This is a genomic window from Streptomyces sp. NPDC002680, assembly GCF_042889145.1.
In the GTDB taxonomy this organism is placed as follows: domain Bacteria; phylum Actinomycetota; class Actinomycetes; order Streptomycetales; family Streptomycetaceae; genus Streptomyces; species Streptomyces adonidis.
The window spans coordinates 232,914-246,863 of record NZ_JBIAQP010000012.1 but is presented as its reverse complement, the minus strand read 5'-3'; the positions used below and the strand labels follow the sequence as shown (position 1 = coordinate 246,863).

Below are 13,950 nucleotides of genomic sequence, written 5' to 3'. Positions count from 1 at the left end.
GCGGGTTACGCCGCCTCGAAGACCGGGTTGATCACCTGTCGTGTCCGGTCACTTCGAGGGACGGCGCCCAGCGCGGCATCTCGCCCCGCCCGGAGACCAGGCGGATGTTCTTGCTGTAGCCGTACTCGCGCAGGGTCTCTGCCGAGGTTTCCCGGCCGTAGCCGCTCGCGCCGACACCGCCGAACGGCGTGCCCGTGAAGTTCCGGTTGTAGTTGTTCACGAAGACGAACCCGGTGTGCAGGGCGCGGCTGACCCGCAGCGCGCGTTCGGAGTCCGGCGTGAACACCGCGGCGACCAGGCCGAATTCGGTGCCGTTGGCGATCCTGACGGCCTCGTCCTCGTCGTGGAACGGGATCATCGAGATGACCGGGCCGAAGATCTCCTCCTGCGCGATGCGCATGTCCGGGCGGACACCGGTGAACAGCGTCGGCGCGACGTAGTAGCCGCCCGCCAGCTCCGGGTCGTCGGGGAGCGGCGCCTGCGCCGCGATCGTGGCACCCTCCTGGACACCTGTGTCGATGTAGTCCAGCACCCGCTTGCGCTGGGCGGCGGACACCATCGGCCCGATGTGCGTACCGGGATCGATGCCGTTGCCGACGCGCAACCGCTTCACCGCGTTGCCGTAGCGGCGCGCGACCTCGTCGTAGATGTCGACGTGTACGAGGACACGGGAAGCAGAGGTGCAGGCCTCGCCCTGGTTGTAGAGGCCGCCCTCGATCGCCCACGGCACCGCCAGGTCGAGATCCGCGTCCTCGAAGATGATGAACGGGTCCTTGCCGCCGAGCTCCATCAGGGTCGGCGTCAGGTTGTCGGCAGCGGTCTTGATGACCGAGACGCCGGTGGTCGGCGACCCGGTGAACGAGATCTTGCCGACGAGCGGGTGGCCGGCGAGCCGGGACCCGACCGGGCCGGTGCCGGGAAGGATGTGGACCACGTCGTCGGGCAGGACGGACTGGATGATCTCCACCATGCGCATGGCTGAGAGCGGGGCCTGCTCCGGCGGCTTGATCACCACCGCGTTGCCGACGGCCAGCGCCGGGGCCAGCTTGCTGGCGGTGTGGATCGGAGGCCAGTTGAACGGCACGATCGCGGCGATGACGCCGTAGGGTTCGAGCACCGTGATGTCCAGCAGGCTTCCGCCGTCGTTGACCTGACCGGGCATGGAATCGCACAGACTCGCGAAGTACTCGAAGAGCCCGATCGCCGCGTTCACGTCCCCGTTGCGCGCCTGGGTCAGGGGTTTGCCGTTGTCGCTGCACTCCAGGGTCGCGATCTCGTCGGCGTGCTCGCGTATCGCCTGAGCGATCTTCCGCAGCCAACTGCCGCGCTCGCGGGCGGTGCGGGCCTTCCAGGAGAAGTGCGCGTCGTAGGCCGCCTGTACGGCCTGGTCGACTTCCTTGTCGCCGGCGCCTTGGACGACGGCCAGTGGCGCGCCGGTCGCGGGGTTGTCGACGGTGAACTGATCGGCGGCGTCCTTGGACGACCACCGGGTGCGGATCTCGGGTTGTGACGACTTGGCCACGGCCTTGCTCCGTTCAGGGGTGTGCCTGGTTTGTCGACGGCTCGCTCGCAAGATGCGGTGGCAGCCGGTCGATGACGGCCTGTCAGGGCCTGAGAACGATCTTGCCGTTCGTGTGTCGGCGTTCCAGCTCTCGGAAGGCCTCTCGGACTTCGTCGAGCCGATGGACGCCTGCGACAGGGATCTCCAGATCCCCATCGGCGATCAGCGTGGCGAGATACCGCAGAACGTCGGCGCTTGCCGCCGCCGCGCTGCCCTCCGCCTTGGTGCCGTGCTTCGCCGCGCCGGGGAAGTCGATGATCGTGTTGATCCGTTCACCGGGTACACCGAGTTCCAGGGCCAGTTCGATGTACGGAGCGCCGAAGGTGTCGATGAAGGCGTCGGTCGGGCCGCCGGCCGCCGCGCGGATGCGGTCGCCGACATCCTCGCCGTAGGTCAGTGGGATCGCTCCGTGCCGGGCCAGCCATGCGTGGTGGGGCTCGCTCGCCAGGCCGATGACGGTGGCTCCGGCGTGTCGGGCGAGTTGGACGACGAGAGAGCCCACTCCACCGCGGCACCGGAGACGACGACGGTCTCGCCACGCTTGACCCCGACGGCGTGTACCGCCGCGTACGCCGTGGTCCCGGCGACGAGGAGCGCGCCTGCCTGGTCCCATGGGACGGCCTCCGGTCGTGGGATGAGGTCGTCCTCGTCGACGATCGCGTACTCGGCGTGGCTGGCCCGCTTGCGGGTGAAGCCGATCACTTCGTCACCGACGGCGAATCCGGTGGCTCCCGCGCCGAGTTCCTCGACAATCCCGGCGAGGTCGCTGCCCTGCCCCGACGGAAACGTCGCTGGAAACCTGTCGTGCAGGAACCCCTGCCGGATCGCCGCCTCGCCCGGGTTGATCCCGGCCGCCAACACCTTGACGAGGATCTGGCGTTCACCGGGCCCGGTCCGTTCGACGTCGACCACGTTCAGTACGTCGATGCCGCCGTACTCGGCGAATCGCACTGCTTTTGGCATCGTGGCTCCTCAGGTCGCACCGCGGGTGAAGGGACTGCGGGACCGCGCGGACGGTCGGTCGTTCACAGCCCCAGAATGCGTTCGGCATTGCCATGCGCGATGCGCGCGAGGTCGGCCGGCGCGTACGGTGCGGAACGCAGGAACGCCACCGCCTCGGCGCTGGACTCGAACGGGTAGTCGATGGAGAACAGCACCCGGTCGACACCGACGGCATGGACGGCTCCCAGCAGCGCGGCATGGGACATGACTCCGCTGGTGGTGGCGTACACGTTGTTGCGCAGGTAGTACGAGGGCAGGTGCCGCACCCTCTGCTCAACCGGCACTTGGGTGTAACGGCTGTCGAGCCGGGCCATCTGGAAGGGCAGCAGCTCGCCCATGTGTCCCAATGTCACCGACGCGCCCGGGAACTCGTCGAACACTCCGCCGTAGATCAGCCGGAGCGCATGGGCACCCACCGTCGCGGTCCAGCCCCAGGACGGCCCGACCAGCGCGGGGTACCCGTCGAAGACATGCCAGTTGTCGGCCGGAATGACAGCCGGATGCAGATACAGGGTCACTCCGAGGCGCTCCAGCTCGGCCCATACCGGCCTGAACTGCGGCTCGTCCAGGTAGTGCCTCCGCACATGGTCGTTGTACAGCACGCCCTTGAGCCCGAGCTCCTTCACCGCCCGTCGCAGCTCCACAACCGCGGCCTTCGGATCCTGCAGCGGAAGGACAGCGAAGCCCGCGAACCGCTTCGGATGACTGGCGACCGCCTTGGCCAGATAGTCGTTGACCCGCCGCGCCACGGCCACCGCCTCCGCCGGATCCTCGATCACTTCCAGACCCGGCGTGGCATACGAGAGGACCTGCATGTCGACGCCGTTGGCGTCCATGTCCGCGAGCCGCAGCTCGGTCATGTCGTCCAGGCGCCGGAACCACTCCTGCTTGATCGCGTCCGGCACGTCCATGCGCTGACGGATCGCGGCCTCCTGCCGGATGGCTCCGGGAATGGCGAACGCTTCTTCCACAGCTATGATGCGCATCTTCTTCTCCTTTTTGGCGTTCCGATGGTCTTTCGAGCCGCCGACCGTCGTGGAGGCACGGCTGCCAGACGCTGTCTCGGCGGCGAGGGCGGGTTGTCCCGCGAGCAGACCGCCGGCCACGGCGGCTCCTCCGGCAGCGGCGGTCGCGGCGAGGAATCTTCGCCGGGTGGCTGCGGCCGGGGGGTCGGCGGGTGGAGTCACAGCTTGGAAAGGACGTTCGTCGGACATGTCCGCTCTCCCTCGATGGTGGCGCGGTGGTTGTCGGGACGTGCCAATCGATGTCGCGCTCCGCGAAGGTGCGCGTCGTTCCCCAGTGGGGCATCGGCTGTTGTGATCGGCTCGCGCCGTCGACGGGCCGTGTCCGGCGACCGGGTCCGAGGCGGGCGCCGCCCTCTCGGACCCGGCGCCGACTTGGTCAGCGACCGGTCTGGTGACGCGGGGATGCCGGACCGGACGGTGCGCGTCTGGCCGCCGGTTGGTCAGGCGGTCTTCTTGTCGGCCTCGGCCAGGATCCTGTCGCGCACGCCGGCGAGAGCTCCCTCGATCGCGCCCGCAGGCCTGCCGAAGGTGCTGGCCGAGAACTGAGCGGGGCCGGTCTTGGCGGTGAAGGAGTGCGGGTAGGCGAACTCCCGGAGCCCTTCCTCGCCCTGTTTGCGCCCGTAACCGCTGTCGCCGCGACCGCCGAAGGGCACCGCGGGGTTCATGGAGAACACCAGTGCGTCGTTGACGCTGGTCATTCCGACGCGGAGCCGGCGGGCGATGGCTTCGCCGCGGTCGCGGCTGAAGACGGCACTGCCCAGTCCGTACCGGCTGGCGTTGATGTGGGCGATGGCCTCTTCGGTGTCGGCGACCTTGACGACGGCCAGTGTCGGACCGAACGTCTCTTCCGTCACCGCGAGGGAGTCGGGGGTCACGCCGACGAGGACGGTGGGGGTGACATAGCGGTCACCCACCGCGTCGAGGCCGCCTACGGTGGCTGTCGCACCGCGTTCGAGGGCGTCCCGGATGTGCTCCCGGATGATCGGGATCTGGGTGGGCAGAGGAACCGGCCCGATCTCCGCGTCCTCGCCGCTGCCGACGCGGACCTGCTTGGCAAGCTCGCTGACCTTCTCGACGAACTCGTCGTGAACCGACTCGACGACGTAGGCCACTTCGAGACTGATGCAGCCGTGTCCGGTGTTCTGCATGGCGCCCCACACGACGTGCTTGGCGGCTTCGTCCAGGTCGGCGTCCTCGGCCACGACGACGCCGTCCTTGCCTCCCAGTTCCAGCAGAACGGGGGTCAGGGACTGTGCGCACTGGGCGGCCACGGTCTTGCCCGTGGTGACGCTGCCGGTGAAGGCGAGCTTGTTCAGACCGGCCTCGATGAGCGCCCCGCCCGTGGCCCCGAACCCGTTCAGGCTCTGCAGGACGGAGGGAAGGTCCGGCACGGCCCGCTGCCAGGTCCGGACGAGCCACTCCCCGACGCCGGGCGTGATCTGGCTGGGCTTGAGGATCGCGGCGTTGCCGGCCGCGATCGCCTCGATCAGGATGGCCCCGGGGGTGAGCAGGGGGAAGTTCCACGGACCGATGACACCGACGACGCCGTACGGCTGGTATTCGACCCACGCACGCTGATTGGGCACGGTACGGCTGCCGGCGACCTCCCGGCGTCCCAGTACACGCTCGGCGTTCTCGATGGCGTACTGCACGTACTCCAGAATCCCGAGCACCTCCACGCGGGCGTCGTCGAGGGGCTTGCCGTTCTCGGTGTGAATGAGCGAGGCGCCCTCCTCACCACTGACGGCTATCTCCCGCCGCCAGGCACGCAGCCGCTCCGCGCGGCCCTCGAATCCGAGGTCCCACCAGGCCGCAGCGACCGAGCGGGCGTCAGCGACGGCCGTAGCCGCCTCCTTCTTCCCCGCCACGGGGTATCGCGCGAACTCGGTTCCGGTGGCCTGATCGACGGTGATGACCTCACTGCCGTCCTGTCCGATGACTCCATCACGCGTGCTCGTCGGATTGTTGTTGCTCACGGTTTTCTCCCACTTTGTTACGACCTCCAGCACCCGGACTGCACCCTGAGAGCGCCGGGGTGGTGGACGCGGTGTTCGGCGCGGCGAAGAGGCGCTGTGTGAGAGCGGGCGCGCGCCGACGTGAATGACCTTCAGCGATGACCCAAGGGCCGTCGCAAGTCCAAGATTATCAACCACTGGGTCAGTGTCAAGCATTTGATAGTCAACAAGATTCTTGTATCTCTGCCGTTCGGATCGAGGGCGGCACGGACGAGGCTGTCCATATCGAGCCCGTGGTGGCGATAGACGTCCTCGATGGAACCGGACCGCCCGAGTCGGTCCACACCAAGGGACGAAACAGGCACACGATCGACAGCGGCCGAGAGGGCCCGGGCATGCGGATGGCCGTCGAGGACCGTGAGCAGAGGCTTGTGGGTCAACGGGAACGGGGCCGACTGTCGGCGGGCGGCCGAGCCGATGGCCGCTTGCCGGGCAGGCATCAGCGCGAGAGCGAAGGAGCCGTTGCCGGCCCGGTCCACCCTTGAGCGCGGTGGGCCCGCCCATCGCGTCTCTCTTGAACGATAGCCAAGTTAGTTGCGGAACAGAAACTGGTCAATAACATGGAAGTAAACGAGCAAAGGTTTGTAGCCTGTCTTGACTTAAAGCCTAGAGCGGCCGCCCCTCGGCCTCGCCCGACTGTCACAGTCACCCGGCCTGCCACCCCGTCGGCCACAGGCCGACAGCCGGGTCCGGACGGGCGGGCAGACGACAGGAGATCCATCACCTGCCCGCCGGCCGTCGCCGGCCTGAGCCTGGCCTAAGCTCGCTGATCCGTGTAGCGAGTCGCGAGGGCGGACCGGAAGCCGCCCCCCATCACACCGGCCTCCGCAGCGAGCAGCGCGTCCAGTGCGGAGTCCTGGTCCTCCAGGCCAGGGACACAGACGGTCTCGCCGAGGCGCAGGCCGGCCAGGCTGGCCGAGGCCACATCCTCAGGCAGCATGGCCCGTGGGTTGCCGCGCGAGACACCACCGTTCCACTCCGTTGCCACGATGCTGGGGCACACCACCTGGACACGGACCGGCGTGTCGGCGAGTTCGCCCGCGAGCGTGCGCGTGAATCCCACGGTGGCGGCCTTCGCAGCGACATAGAGGGTACGCCGGGGTGCTTGCGGGGGCGTGCCGTCCGTTCGACGGGCGAGGGTGCTGCCCGCGCTGAAGGCGAGCAGCGACGCGACGGCGACGACGCTCCCTTCCCCTGCCGCGAGCATTCCGGGAAGCGCGGCGCGGACCAGCAGGACGGGGGCGACCGCGTTGAGGGTGAGAAGGCTCTGGATTTCGGCCGGGTCGACATCGGTGAGCGGAGCGTAGCCGCCGGCACCGGCGTTGCTGATCAGCATGCGTACATCGCCGACGGCCAGCCGGGTGGTGACTGCGGCGATGCCGTCCTGGGTCGCGAGGTCGGCGGGCAGTACCTCGACGGCCGCTCCACGGGCGCGGAGTTCGTCGGCGAGCTCGCCGAGCCGGTCGGCACGTCGCGCGACCAGGACGAGGTCGTGGTCGTCCGACAGGAGACGGGCGTAGGCGGCGCCGATGCCGGAGGAGGCGCCCGTAATCAGTGCATTGGTGCGAGTCATGGGATTAGTGTTCTTCAAACGCTGTTCTACTGTCAAACGCTTGATGCACGTGAAGTGTCGTATCCTGCTCCTGTGATACGAAACAACGAGGAGCCCGTCGGGCTCAATGCGCTCGACCGGGTGACCTGGGCCTTGCGCCGCGCGGAGCTGGCTGTGCAGTCCCTCAAGGAACAGCGGCTGCGCCCGCTGGGCTTGGTGGCGGCGCACTACACGCTCCTGATCTCGGTGCACGACGAACCTGGACTGACCGGCGCCGAGTTGGCCCGCCGCCTCAACGTGACCCCCCAGGCCATCGCCTCACTGGTGGCACGCCTGGAAAGCCGCGGCCAGCTGGAGAGGCGCGAGCACCCGCGCCACCGGCATGTACAGGAACTGCATCTCACCGACGCCGGACGGAAATCGCTGAGCGCCGCCGACAAAGTGATCGCCGGCATCGAGCTGCAGGTCACCGACGCTCTCGGCCCGAAGGAGACCGCGCAGCTGCGGGCGCTGCTCAACCGGGTGACCGAGACGATTCGCGAGGACTGACACCGAGGTCCCGTCGGCCGACAGCCACCCCGTGAGGGGTGGCCTCCCTGGCGCCCCGCCTGGGGAGCCACAGAAAGCTCCTCACCTTCAGCCAGTTGATTGATATCAGCTGTTTTATGCAAGCCCAGGTGTCGTATTCTCGCGGCGTGACACATGATGACGAGCGGCCGATCGCCGCCAACACCCAGGGCCGGGTGACGTGGGCGCTGCGGCGGGCGGAGTGGGCAGTTCAGGCCCGAAAGGATCAACGGCTACGACCGCTGGGTATCGCGGCAGCGCAGTACACACTGCTGATCTCCGTCCACGGCGATCCCGGCCTGACCGGTGCGGAACTGGCCCGCCGCCTGAACGTCACCCCGCAAGCGGTGGCCTCCCAGGTGGCCCGCCTGGAGGAGCGGGGCCAACTGGAACGCCGACCGCATCCGCGCCACCGCCATGTGCAGGAGCTGCACCTCACTGACGGGGGCCGTGACTCCCTGCGCGATGCCGATGCCGTGATCATGGGGATCGAACAGCAGATCGCCGAGAAGCTGGGCCCCAAGAAGGCCGCACAACTGAGGACTCTGCTCGACGAGGTGGCCGACGTGGTCCGGGAGGCATGAGCCGGTGGGCCTGCCCACCATCGATCCCCCCGACCGCCAGGACACACGTGAACCGCGGCATGGCCAAGCTCCACGTCCACGACCGCGCCCAACTCGTCGTGATCGCCTACCGGACCGGCCACGCCCACCCCGGCGAGTGACCGTTCGCACACCGCTCGGTGCGCCGGGTGCCCTGCGGCTGTCGGACGGCGTCTGGGCGGGGGTCACGGCGCCGTCGCCAGGCCGGGCAGAGGCAGCACGGGAAGGTGGATGGGGCCGACGCCGTCCGACAGGGGCCGGCCCGTGGCGCGGTTGGTGTGGGCGATGATCTCCGACGTGATGGAGATCGCTGTCTCCTCGGGAGTGCGGGCGCCGATGTCCAGGCCGATCGGTGAGTGCAGACGCGCCAGTTGGTCCTGTGAGACGCCGGCTTCCCGAAGCAGGCCGACGCGGTGCTCGTGGGTGCGTCGGGAGCCCATGGCGCCGACGTAGCCGACCGGAAGGGTCAGTGCCAGGCTCAGCAGGGGAATGTCGAACTTGGCGTCGTGGGTGAGGACGCAGACGGCGGTGCGGGCGTCGATCTCGGTGTCCACGAGGTAGCGGTGGGGCCAGTCGCTGACGACCTCGTCGGCGTGGGGGAAGCGTGCGGGGGTAGCGAAGACCGGGCGGGCGTCGCAGACGGTCACCCGGTAGCCGAGGAAGCTCCCCGCCCGGCTCAGGGCGGCGGTGAAGTCGACGGCACCGAAGATCAGCATGCGTGGGCGGGACGCCTGGACGTGGACGAGGACGGTGAGCTTGCGCAGGCAGGTGCCGTCGTCCGAGTTCTCTGCTTCTCCCCCACCGCCATCGACCTCGATCAAGGCGGTACGGCCCGCCCGCAGGAGCGCACGCGCATGCGCCACGACCGCCCGGTCCTCGCTCTCGTCGCCGAGCGTGCCCTCGTGGGCCCCCTCGTCGGGGACATGGAGCGTACGACCGACGAGCTCACCGGGACCGTCCACGACGTGGGCCACGGCCGACGGACGTCCGGCGGTCACGGCATCGAGGGCGGCGGCGAGTTGGGGTTGGGCGCCGGGCTCCACGCGCTGTACCAGGATGTCTATCTCTCCGCCGCAGGTCAGGCCGGCGGCGAAGGCATCCGAGTCGGAGTACCCGAAGGCAACGCGTGCGGGGGCAGCGCGGTCGGCCAGCACCTGGCGGCCGAGTTCGTACACCGCTGCCTCGACGCAGCCGCCGGAGATGCCACCGACCGCGTTGCCGTCGGCGTCCACGGCCAGTGCGGTGCCGACCGGCAGGGGTGCGCTTCCTCTGACGCCGATGACAGTGGCGAGGGCAAAAGGCCGGCCCTCGTGGCACCAGCCGTGCAGTGTGTCCCTGATGTTCAGCATGGGGGGCTTTCCGTGAGGTGGGGGTCAATGGGCCGTCGCCGCGCCCCAGGGGAGGAAACCGCGACGACGGCCCTGCTGTCCGGCGGTGTGATGTCACGAGCCGCCGGACGGCCCGGGTGGCCGGGCATGGGGTACACCGGCCACCCGGGGGCTCAGAGCAGTGCTTCGGCGGTGATGGGCAGTTCGCGGATGCGGCGGCCGGTGGCGTTGAACACCGCGTTGGCGATGGCGGGCGCCACTCCGACGATGACGATCTCACCGAGCCCCTTGACGCCGATGGGGTCGGCCTCGTAGTCCTCCCCGTCGATGAAGATCGCCTTCAGGTCATGAATGTCGGCGTGGCTCGGCACGAGGTAGTCGGCGAAGTTCGCGTTGACGATCCGGCCGTCGCGGTGGTCCGTGACCGTGTGCTCAAGGAGGGCCTGACCGATCCCGCCGGTCATGGCTCCGATGGCCTGGCTGTCGGCGAGTCTCGGGTTGACGATGCGGGCGGCGTCGTAGACACCGAGCATGCGCCGCACCCGTACCAGGCCGAGGCGGGCGTCGACGGCCACCTCGGCGAAGATCGCGGAGTAGGCATAGAGAGAGAACCTCTCCGGTTCCGGCGCCCCGGCGTACGAACCGAGCACTTCGAGATGGGTCCGGTCGTTGCGGGCCAGGAGCCGCTGGTAGGTCTCCCCGCGCGCGGGGTCGTCCTTCACGTACAACCGACCGCCTCGTACGACGATGCCGGCCGCGTCGGCGCCGTACAGCGGTGATCCCTCGTCATCGACCGCGAGCGTGATCGCCTGCTTGCGCAGCTTGTCGCAACCGTCCTGAACAGCGGATCCGACACTGGCCATGGTCATCGAGCCTGCGTGGACGGGGGCCGGCGGCATGAGGGAGTCCCCGAGCCTGAAGGTCACCTGGCGCATGGTCAGGCCGAGTGCGTCGGCAGCGACCTGAGACATGGACGTGGCCGTACCGGGGCCCATGTCGCTGGTCGAGGACTGCACCAGGGCGGTGCCGTCGGCGTCGAGCCGGACCGAGGCCTGGGCCTGGCTGCGCGCGGTGTCGTAGACACCGGCGGCCATGCCCATGCCGATGAGCCAGTCACCGTCACGCGTCGAGCGGGGCTTGGGGTTGCGCCGGTGCCAGCCGAACTCACGGGCGCCCGTGCGGTAGCACTCGCGCAGGCGGCGTGTGGAGAACGGCAGGCCGCTGGACTCGTCGTCGGCCGGTTCGTTGCGCAGGCGGAGCTCGATCGGGTCCACACCCAGTTCATGGGCGAGTTCGTCCATGGCCGACTCGACGGGGTAGGCGCCGCTGGCGTAGCCGGGGCCGCGCATGAACCACGGCGTGCTCACGTCCAGCGGGACGTGGTCGTACGCCTGGCGGACGTTGGGCGTGCTGTAGAGCATCCGGCCGGGGACGAGAACGCTTTCGCTGTAGGTCTCGTAGCGGGAGGACTCGGCGCGGACGTCGTGCGTCGACGCGGTCAGACGGCCCCCTCGGTCGGCGCCCAGTCGCAGTCCGTACTCGTATGCGGGCCGGAATCCCACGGTGAAGTACATCTGCCTGCGCGTGAGGACGAGTTTCACGGGGCGTTTCACTTCGCGTGCGGCCATGGCCGCGATGACGGAGTGCACCCAGGTGCGGGCGGCGTTGCCGAAGGCTCCGCCGACGAACGGCGAGATGACGCGGATGTTGCCCGGAGGGATGCCGAACTCGCCGGACAAGGTGAACACGGCGCCCTGCACGTACTGGGTCTTCTCCCAGACGGTCAGCCGGTCGCCGTCCCAGTGGGCGACGATGCCGGCCGGTTCCATCGGGTTGTGGTGGTTGCGGGCCGTCCGGTATGTCGTCTCCAGCCGGACGGGGGCGGAGTCCAGGGCCCGGTCGGCGTCGCCGCGCGCATAGGTCTGGGTTTCGCCGGCGGCGTCGGCGACGCTGATGTCGGTCGAGGAGGTCTCCGCGTCGTAGGAGACCTTCACCAGGCTCGCGGCGTGCTGCGCGGTCTCCAGCGTGGTGGCCACCGCGACCGCGACGGGCTGACCGAAGAACTGGACCCGGTCGTCCTGAAAGGCGCGCAGCGGCTTCCCCGGCGGGAACCGCCCTTCCACGGGCGGCAGCTTGGGCGCGTTGAGGTGGCTGATCACCTTCAGTACGCCTGGCTCGGCTTCGGCGGCGCGGGTGTCGATGCCGGTGATCCGGCCCCGACCGATGCTGCTTTCCACGATGACCGCGTGCACGACCCCGTCGGGACTGTTGTCGGCGGCGTACTTCGCTTGCCCGGTCACCCTCAGCCGTGCGTCGACCCGGGGCACAGCCGCACCGACAGCTGCCTGCGGCTGGCTCATTCGGTGCCTCCTACGGTGCGCAGCTGGCGTTCGACGGTGCGTTTGAGCAGCTCGGGCTTGAAGCCGTTGTGGCTGAGGGGGTGGGCCCCGTCGGCCGCATGCTCGGCGGCCTCGGCCCACAGCCGGTCGGAAGGGCGTTCGCCGATGAGGTGGCGCTCTACGGCGGGCAGCTTCCACGGCACGGTGCCCACCCCGCCGGCGGCGACCTTCGCCTCGCGGATGACGCCGCCACGGATGTGCAGGGCGACCGCGGCCGAGGTGAGCGCGAACTCGTAGGACTGCCGGTCGCGCACTTTCAGGTAACCGGACTTCAGTGGGCGGGCGTGGGCCGGGATCTCCACAGCGGTGATCAACTCACCCTTGCGTAGGGCCTGTTCACGGTTCGGGGTCAGGCCGGGCCGCAGCAGGAAGTCGGCGAATGCGACACGGCGCTCCCCGTCCGGGCCCAGCAGGTGCACGGTCGCGTCCAGTGCCGCGAAGGCCACGGCGACGTCGGAGGGATGCGTGGCCACGCAGTGGTCGGAGGTGCCGAGGATCGCGTGGCTTCGGTTGTAGCCGTGCAGCGCGGCGCACCCGGAGCCGGGCTCGCGCTTGTTGCAGGCGGCGCTCACGTCACGGAAGTAGGCGCAGCGGGTGCGCTGCATGATGTTGCCGCCGATGGTGGCCATGTTCCGGAGCTGGGCCGAGGCGCTCAGCTCCAGCGCCTCGGAGACGACGGGGTACAGGACACGCACCTTGGGGTGGGCGGCGGCCTCGGCCATCCGGACCAGCGCGCCGATGCGCAGGCCCCCGCGCTCGGTGACGGTGACTTCGCGCAGCGGCAGGGTGCTGATGTCGACCAGCGAGCCGGGGCGTTCGACGGTCTCCCGCATCAGGTCGACGAGCGTGGTGCCGCCGGCGATGTAACGCCCGCCGCGCCAACCGGCGCTGAGTGCCTCACGCATGTCTGCGGCCTTGGTGAAGGTGAAGGGATGCATGGGGGATCGGTCCTCACTTCCGGCCGGCGGCGGCCTGCTCGACCGCGCGCTCGATCTTCACGTAGCAGCCGCAGCGGCAGAGGTTGCCGCTCATCCACTCCCGGATCTCCTCCGTGGAGCCGGTGTGCCCCTCCTGGATGCACCCGACGCCGGACACGATCTGGCCCGACGTGCAGAAGCCGCACTGGAAGGCGTCCTGGTCGATGAACGCCTGCTGCAGCGGGTGGAGCCGGTCGCGCTTCGCCAGGCCCTCGATCGTGGTGACCTCGGCGCCATCCAGGCGCACCGCCAGCGTCAGACAGGAATTGACCCGGCGTCCGTCGACCAGGACCGTACAGGCGCCGCAGGCACCGGCATTGCAGCCCTTCTTCGAGCCGGTCAGGTCGAGTCGCTCGCGCAGGAGGTCCAGCAGCGAGGTGCGGTTGTCGATCGTGACGGTGCGCCGGACGCCGTTGACGGTCAAGGAGACACGGCTGCCGGGCGCCACCTCGGCGGCCACCGTTTCCTCGGCGGCGAGCGCGGACGGCGCCGAGATCAGGCCGCCTGCCACGGCGGCTCCTCCGACAGCAGTGGTCGTGGCGATGAAGGTACGCCTGGTGGGCGCGGACGGGGGCTCGACGGGGAAAATCTCTGCTTCGGCGGGATGTTCGGTGGACATGTCCACTCTCCCTCAATGGGGTGCGGGTGGTTGTCAGGGGCGTGTGGGTGGCAGAGCCGTCCGTGGCGGTGTGCCATGCCCGTCGCTCAGGCGGGCTGCCGTTCTTTCGGGACGACTGGAGAAGAGTGGCGCCGGGTCCGGCGCGGCGTTCCAGCAGCCGGACGTCACCGGAGGCCGCAGCGGCGGCCGAGGGCACGGCACAGGTGACACCGCCGACCGAGGAGTCACCGGTGATCAGCGCCAGGGTTCTGGACACAGGCCAAGCATTAACCTCCTGATCCACATCAAACAAGCGTGGGTGCA

12 protein-coding genes are annotated in these 13,950 nt (G+C 69.3%); 2 read left to right on the top strand and 10 right to left on the bottom strand.

What is annotated here, in order from left to right; genetic code table 11:
* Nucleotides 1-31: 31 nt before the first annotated feature.
* The 6 genes from ACFYXF_RS30495 to ACFYXF_RS30470 all read right to left on the bottom strand — a co-directional run bounded on the left by ACFYXF_RS30495 (nucleotide 32) and on the right by ACFYXF_RS30470 (nucleotide 7,176).
* A complete protein-coding gene (locus ACFYXF_RS30495; protein ID WP_389354358.1) occupies nucleotides 32-1,522 on the bottom strand; it encodes an aldehyde dehydrogenase family protein in 1,491 nt (496 codons plus the stop codon).
* 82 nt (nucleotides 1,523-1,604) lie between these two features.
* Nucleotides 1,605-2,063 (bottom strand): zinc-binding dehydrogenase, encoded by a 459-nt coding sequence (locus ACFYXF_RS30490; protein ID WP_389354356.1) that lies wholly within the window; start codon nucleotides 2,061-2,063, stop codon nucleotides 1,605-1,607.
* On the bottom strand, nucleotides 1,955-2,524 hold the full coding sequence (locus tag ACFYXF_RS30485) for an alcohol dehydrogenase catalytic domain-containing protein (protein WP_389354354.1): 570 nt from the start codon (nucleotides 2,522-2,524) through the stop codon (nucleotides 1,955-1,957). The genes ACFYXF_RS30490 and ACFYXF_RS30485 overlap by 109 nt, the downstream gene beginning before the upstream one ends.
* A 62-nt stretch (nucleotides 2,525-2,586) precedes the next feature.
* Complete coding sequence (locus ACFYXF_RS30480; RefSeq protein ID WP_389354352.1) at nucleotides 2,587-3,669, bottom strand: amidohydrolase family protein; 1,083 nt, start codon at nucleotides 3,667-3,669, stop codon at nucleotides 2,587-2,589.
* 359 nt (nucleotides 3,670-4,028) lie between these two features.
* Nucleotides 4,029-5,564 carry an aldehyde dehydrogenase family protein gene (locus tag ACFYXF_RS30475; RefSeq protein WP_389354350.1) on the bottom strand — a complete coding sequence of 512 codons (1,536 nt, stop codon included), beginning with the start codon at nucleotides 5,562-5,564 and terminating at the stop codon, nucleotides 4,029-4,031.
* Between the two features lie 796 nt (nucleotides 5,565-6,360).
* Entirely contained in the window at nucleotides 6,361-7,176 is an 816-nt protein-coding gene (locus ACFYXF_RS30470) for an SDR family NAD(P)-dependent oxidoreductase (protein WP_389354348.1), read from the bottom strand.
* A 72-nt stretch (nucleotides 7,177-7,248) separates the two neighbouring features.
* On the opposite strand from ACFYXF_RS30470, the gene ACFYXF_RS30465 reads away from it, so the two are divergent.
* A complete protein-coding gene (locus tag ACFYXF_RS30465) occupies nucleotides 7,249-7,704 on the top strand; it encodes a MarR family winged helix-turn-helix transcriptional regulator (RefSeq protein ID WP_389354346.1) in 456 nt (151 codons plus the stop codon).
* A gap of 146 nt (nucleotides 7,705-7,850) precedes the next feature.
* A complete protein-coding gene (locus ACFYXF_RS30460; protein ID WP_389354344.1) occupies nucleotides 7,851-8,306 on the top strand; it encodes a MarR family winged helix-turn-helix transcriptional regulator in 456 nt (151 codons plus the stop codon).
* A gap of 203 nt (nucleotides 8,307-8,509) precedes the next feature.
* Here ACFYXF_RS30460 and ACFYXF_RS30455 read toward each other — a convergent pair whose 3' ends face one another.
* The 4 genes from ACFYXF_RS30455 to ACFYXF_RS30440 form a co-directional block, all read right to left on the bottom strand.
* Complete coding sequence (locus tag ACFYXF_RS30455) at nucleotides 8,510-9,673, bottom strand: XdhC family protein (RefSeq protein ID WP_389354342.1); 1,164 nt, start codon at nucleotides 9,671-9,673, stop codon at nucleotides 8,510-8,512.
* A gap of 152 nt (nucleotides 9,674-9,825) precedes the next feature.
* A complete protein-coding gene (locus ACFYXF_RS30450) occupies nucleotides 9,826-12,012 on the bottom strand; it encodes a xanthine dehydrogenase family protein molybdopterin-binding subunit (RefSeq protein WP_389354340.1) in 2,187 nt (728 codons plus the stop codon).
* Nucleotides 12,009-12,989 (bottom strand): FAD binding domain-containing protein, encoded by a 981-nt coding sequence (locus ACFYXF_RS30445; protein ID WP_389354338.1) that lies wholly within the window; start codon nucleotides 12,987-12,989, stop codon nucleotides 12,009-12,011. The genes ACFYXF_RS30450 and ACFYXF_RS30445 overlap by 4 nt, the downstream gene beginning before the upstream one ends.
* Nucleotides 12,990-13,002: 13 nt before the next feature.
* Nucleotides 13,003-13,647 (bottom strand): (2Fe-2S)-binding protein, encoded by a 645-nt coding sequence (locus ACFYXF_RS30440; RefSeq protein ID WP_389354336.1) that lies wholly within the window; start codon nucleotides 13,645-13,647, stop codon nucleotides 13,003-13,005.
* Nucleotides 13,648-13,950 lie beyond the last annotated feature (303 nt).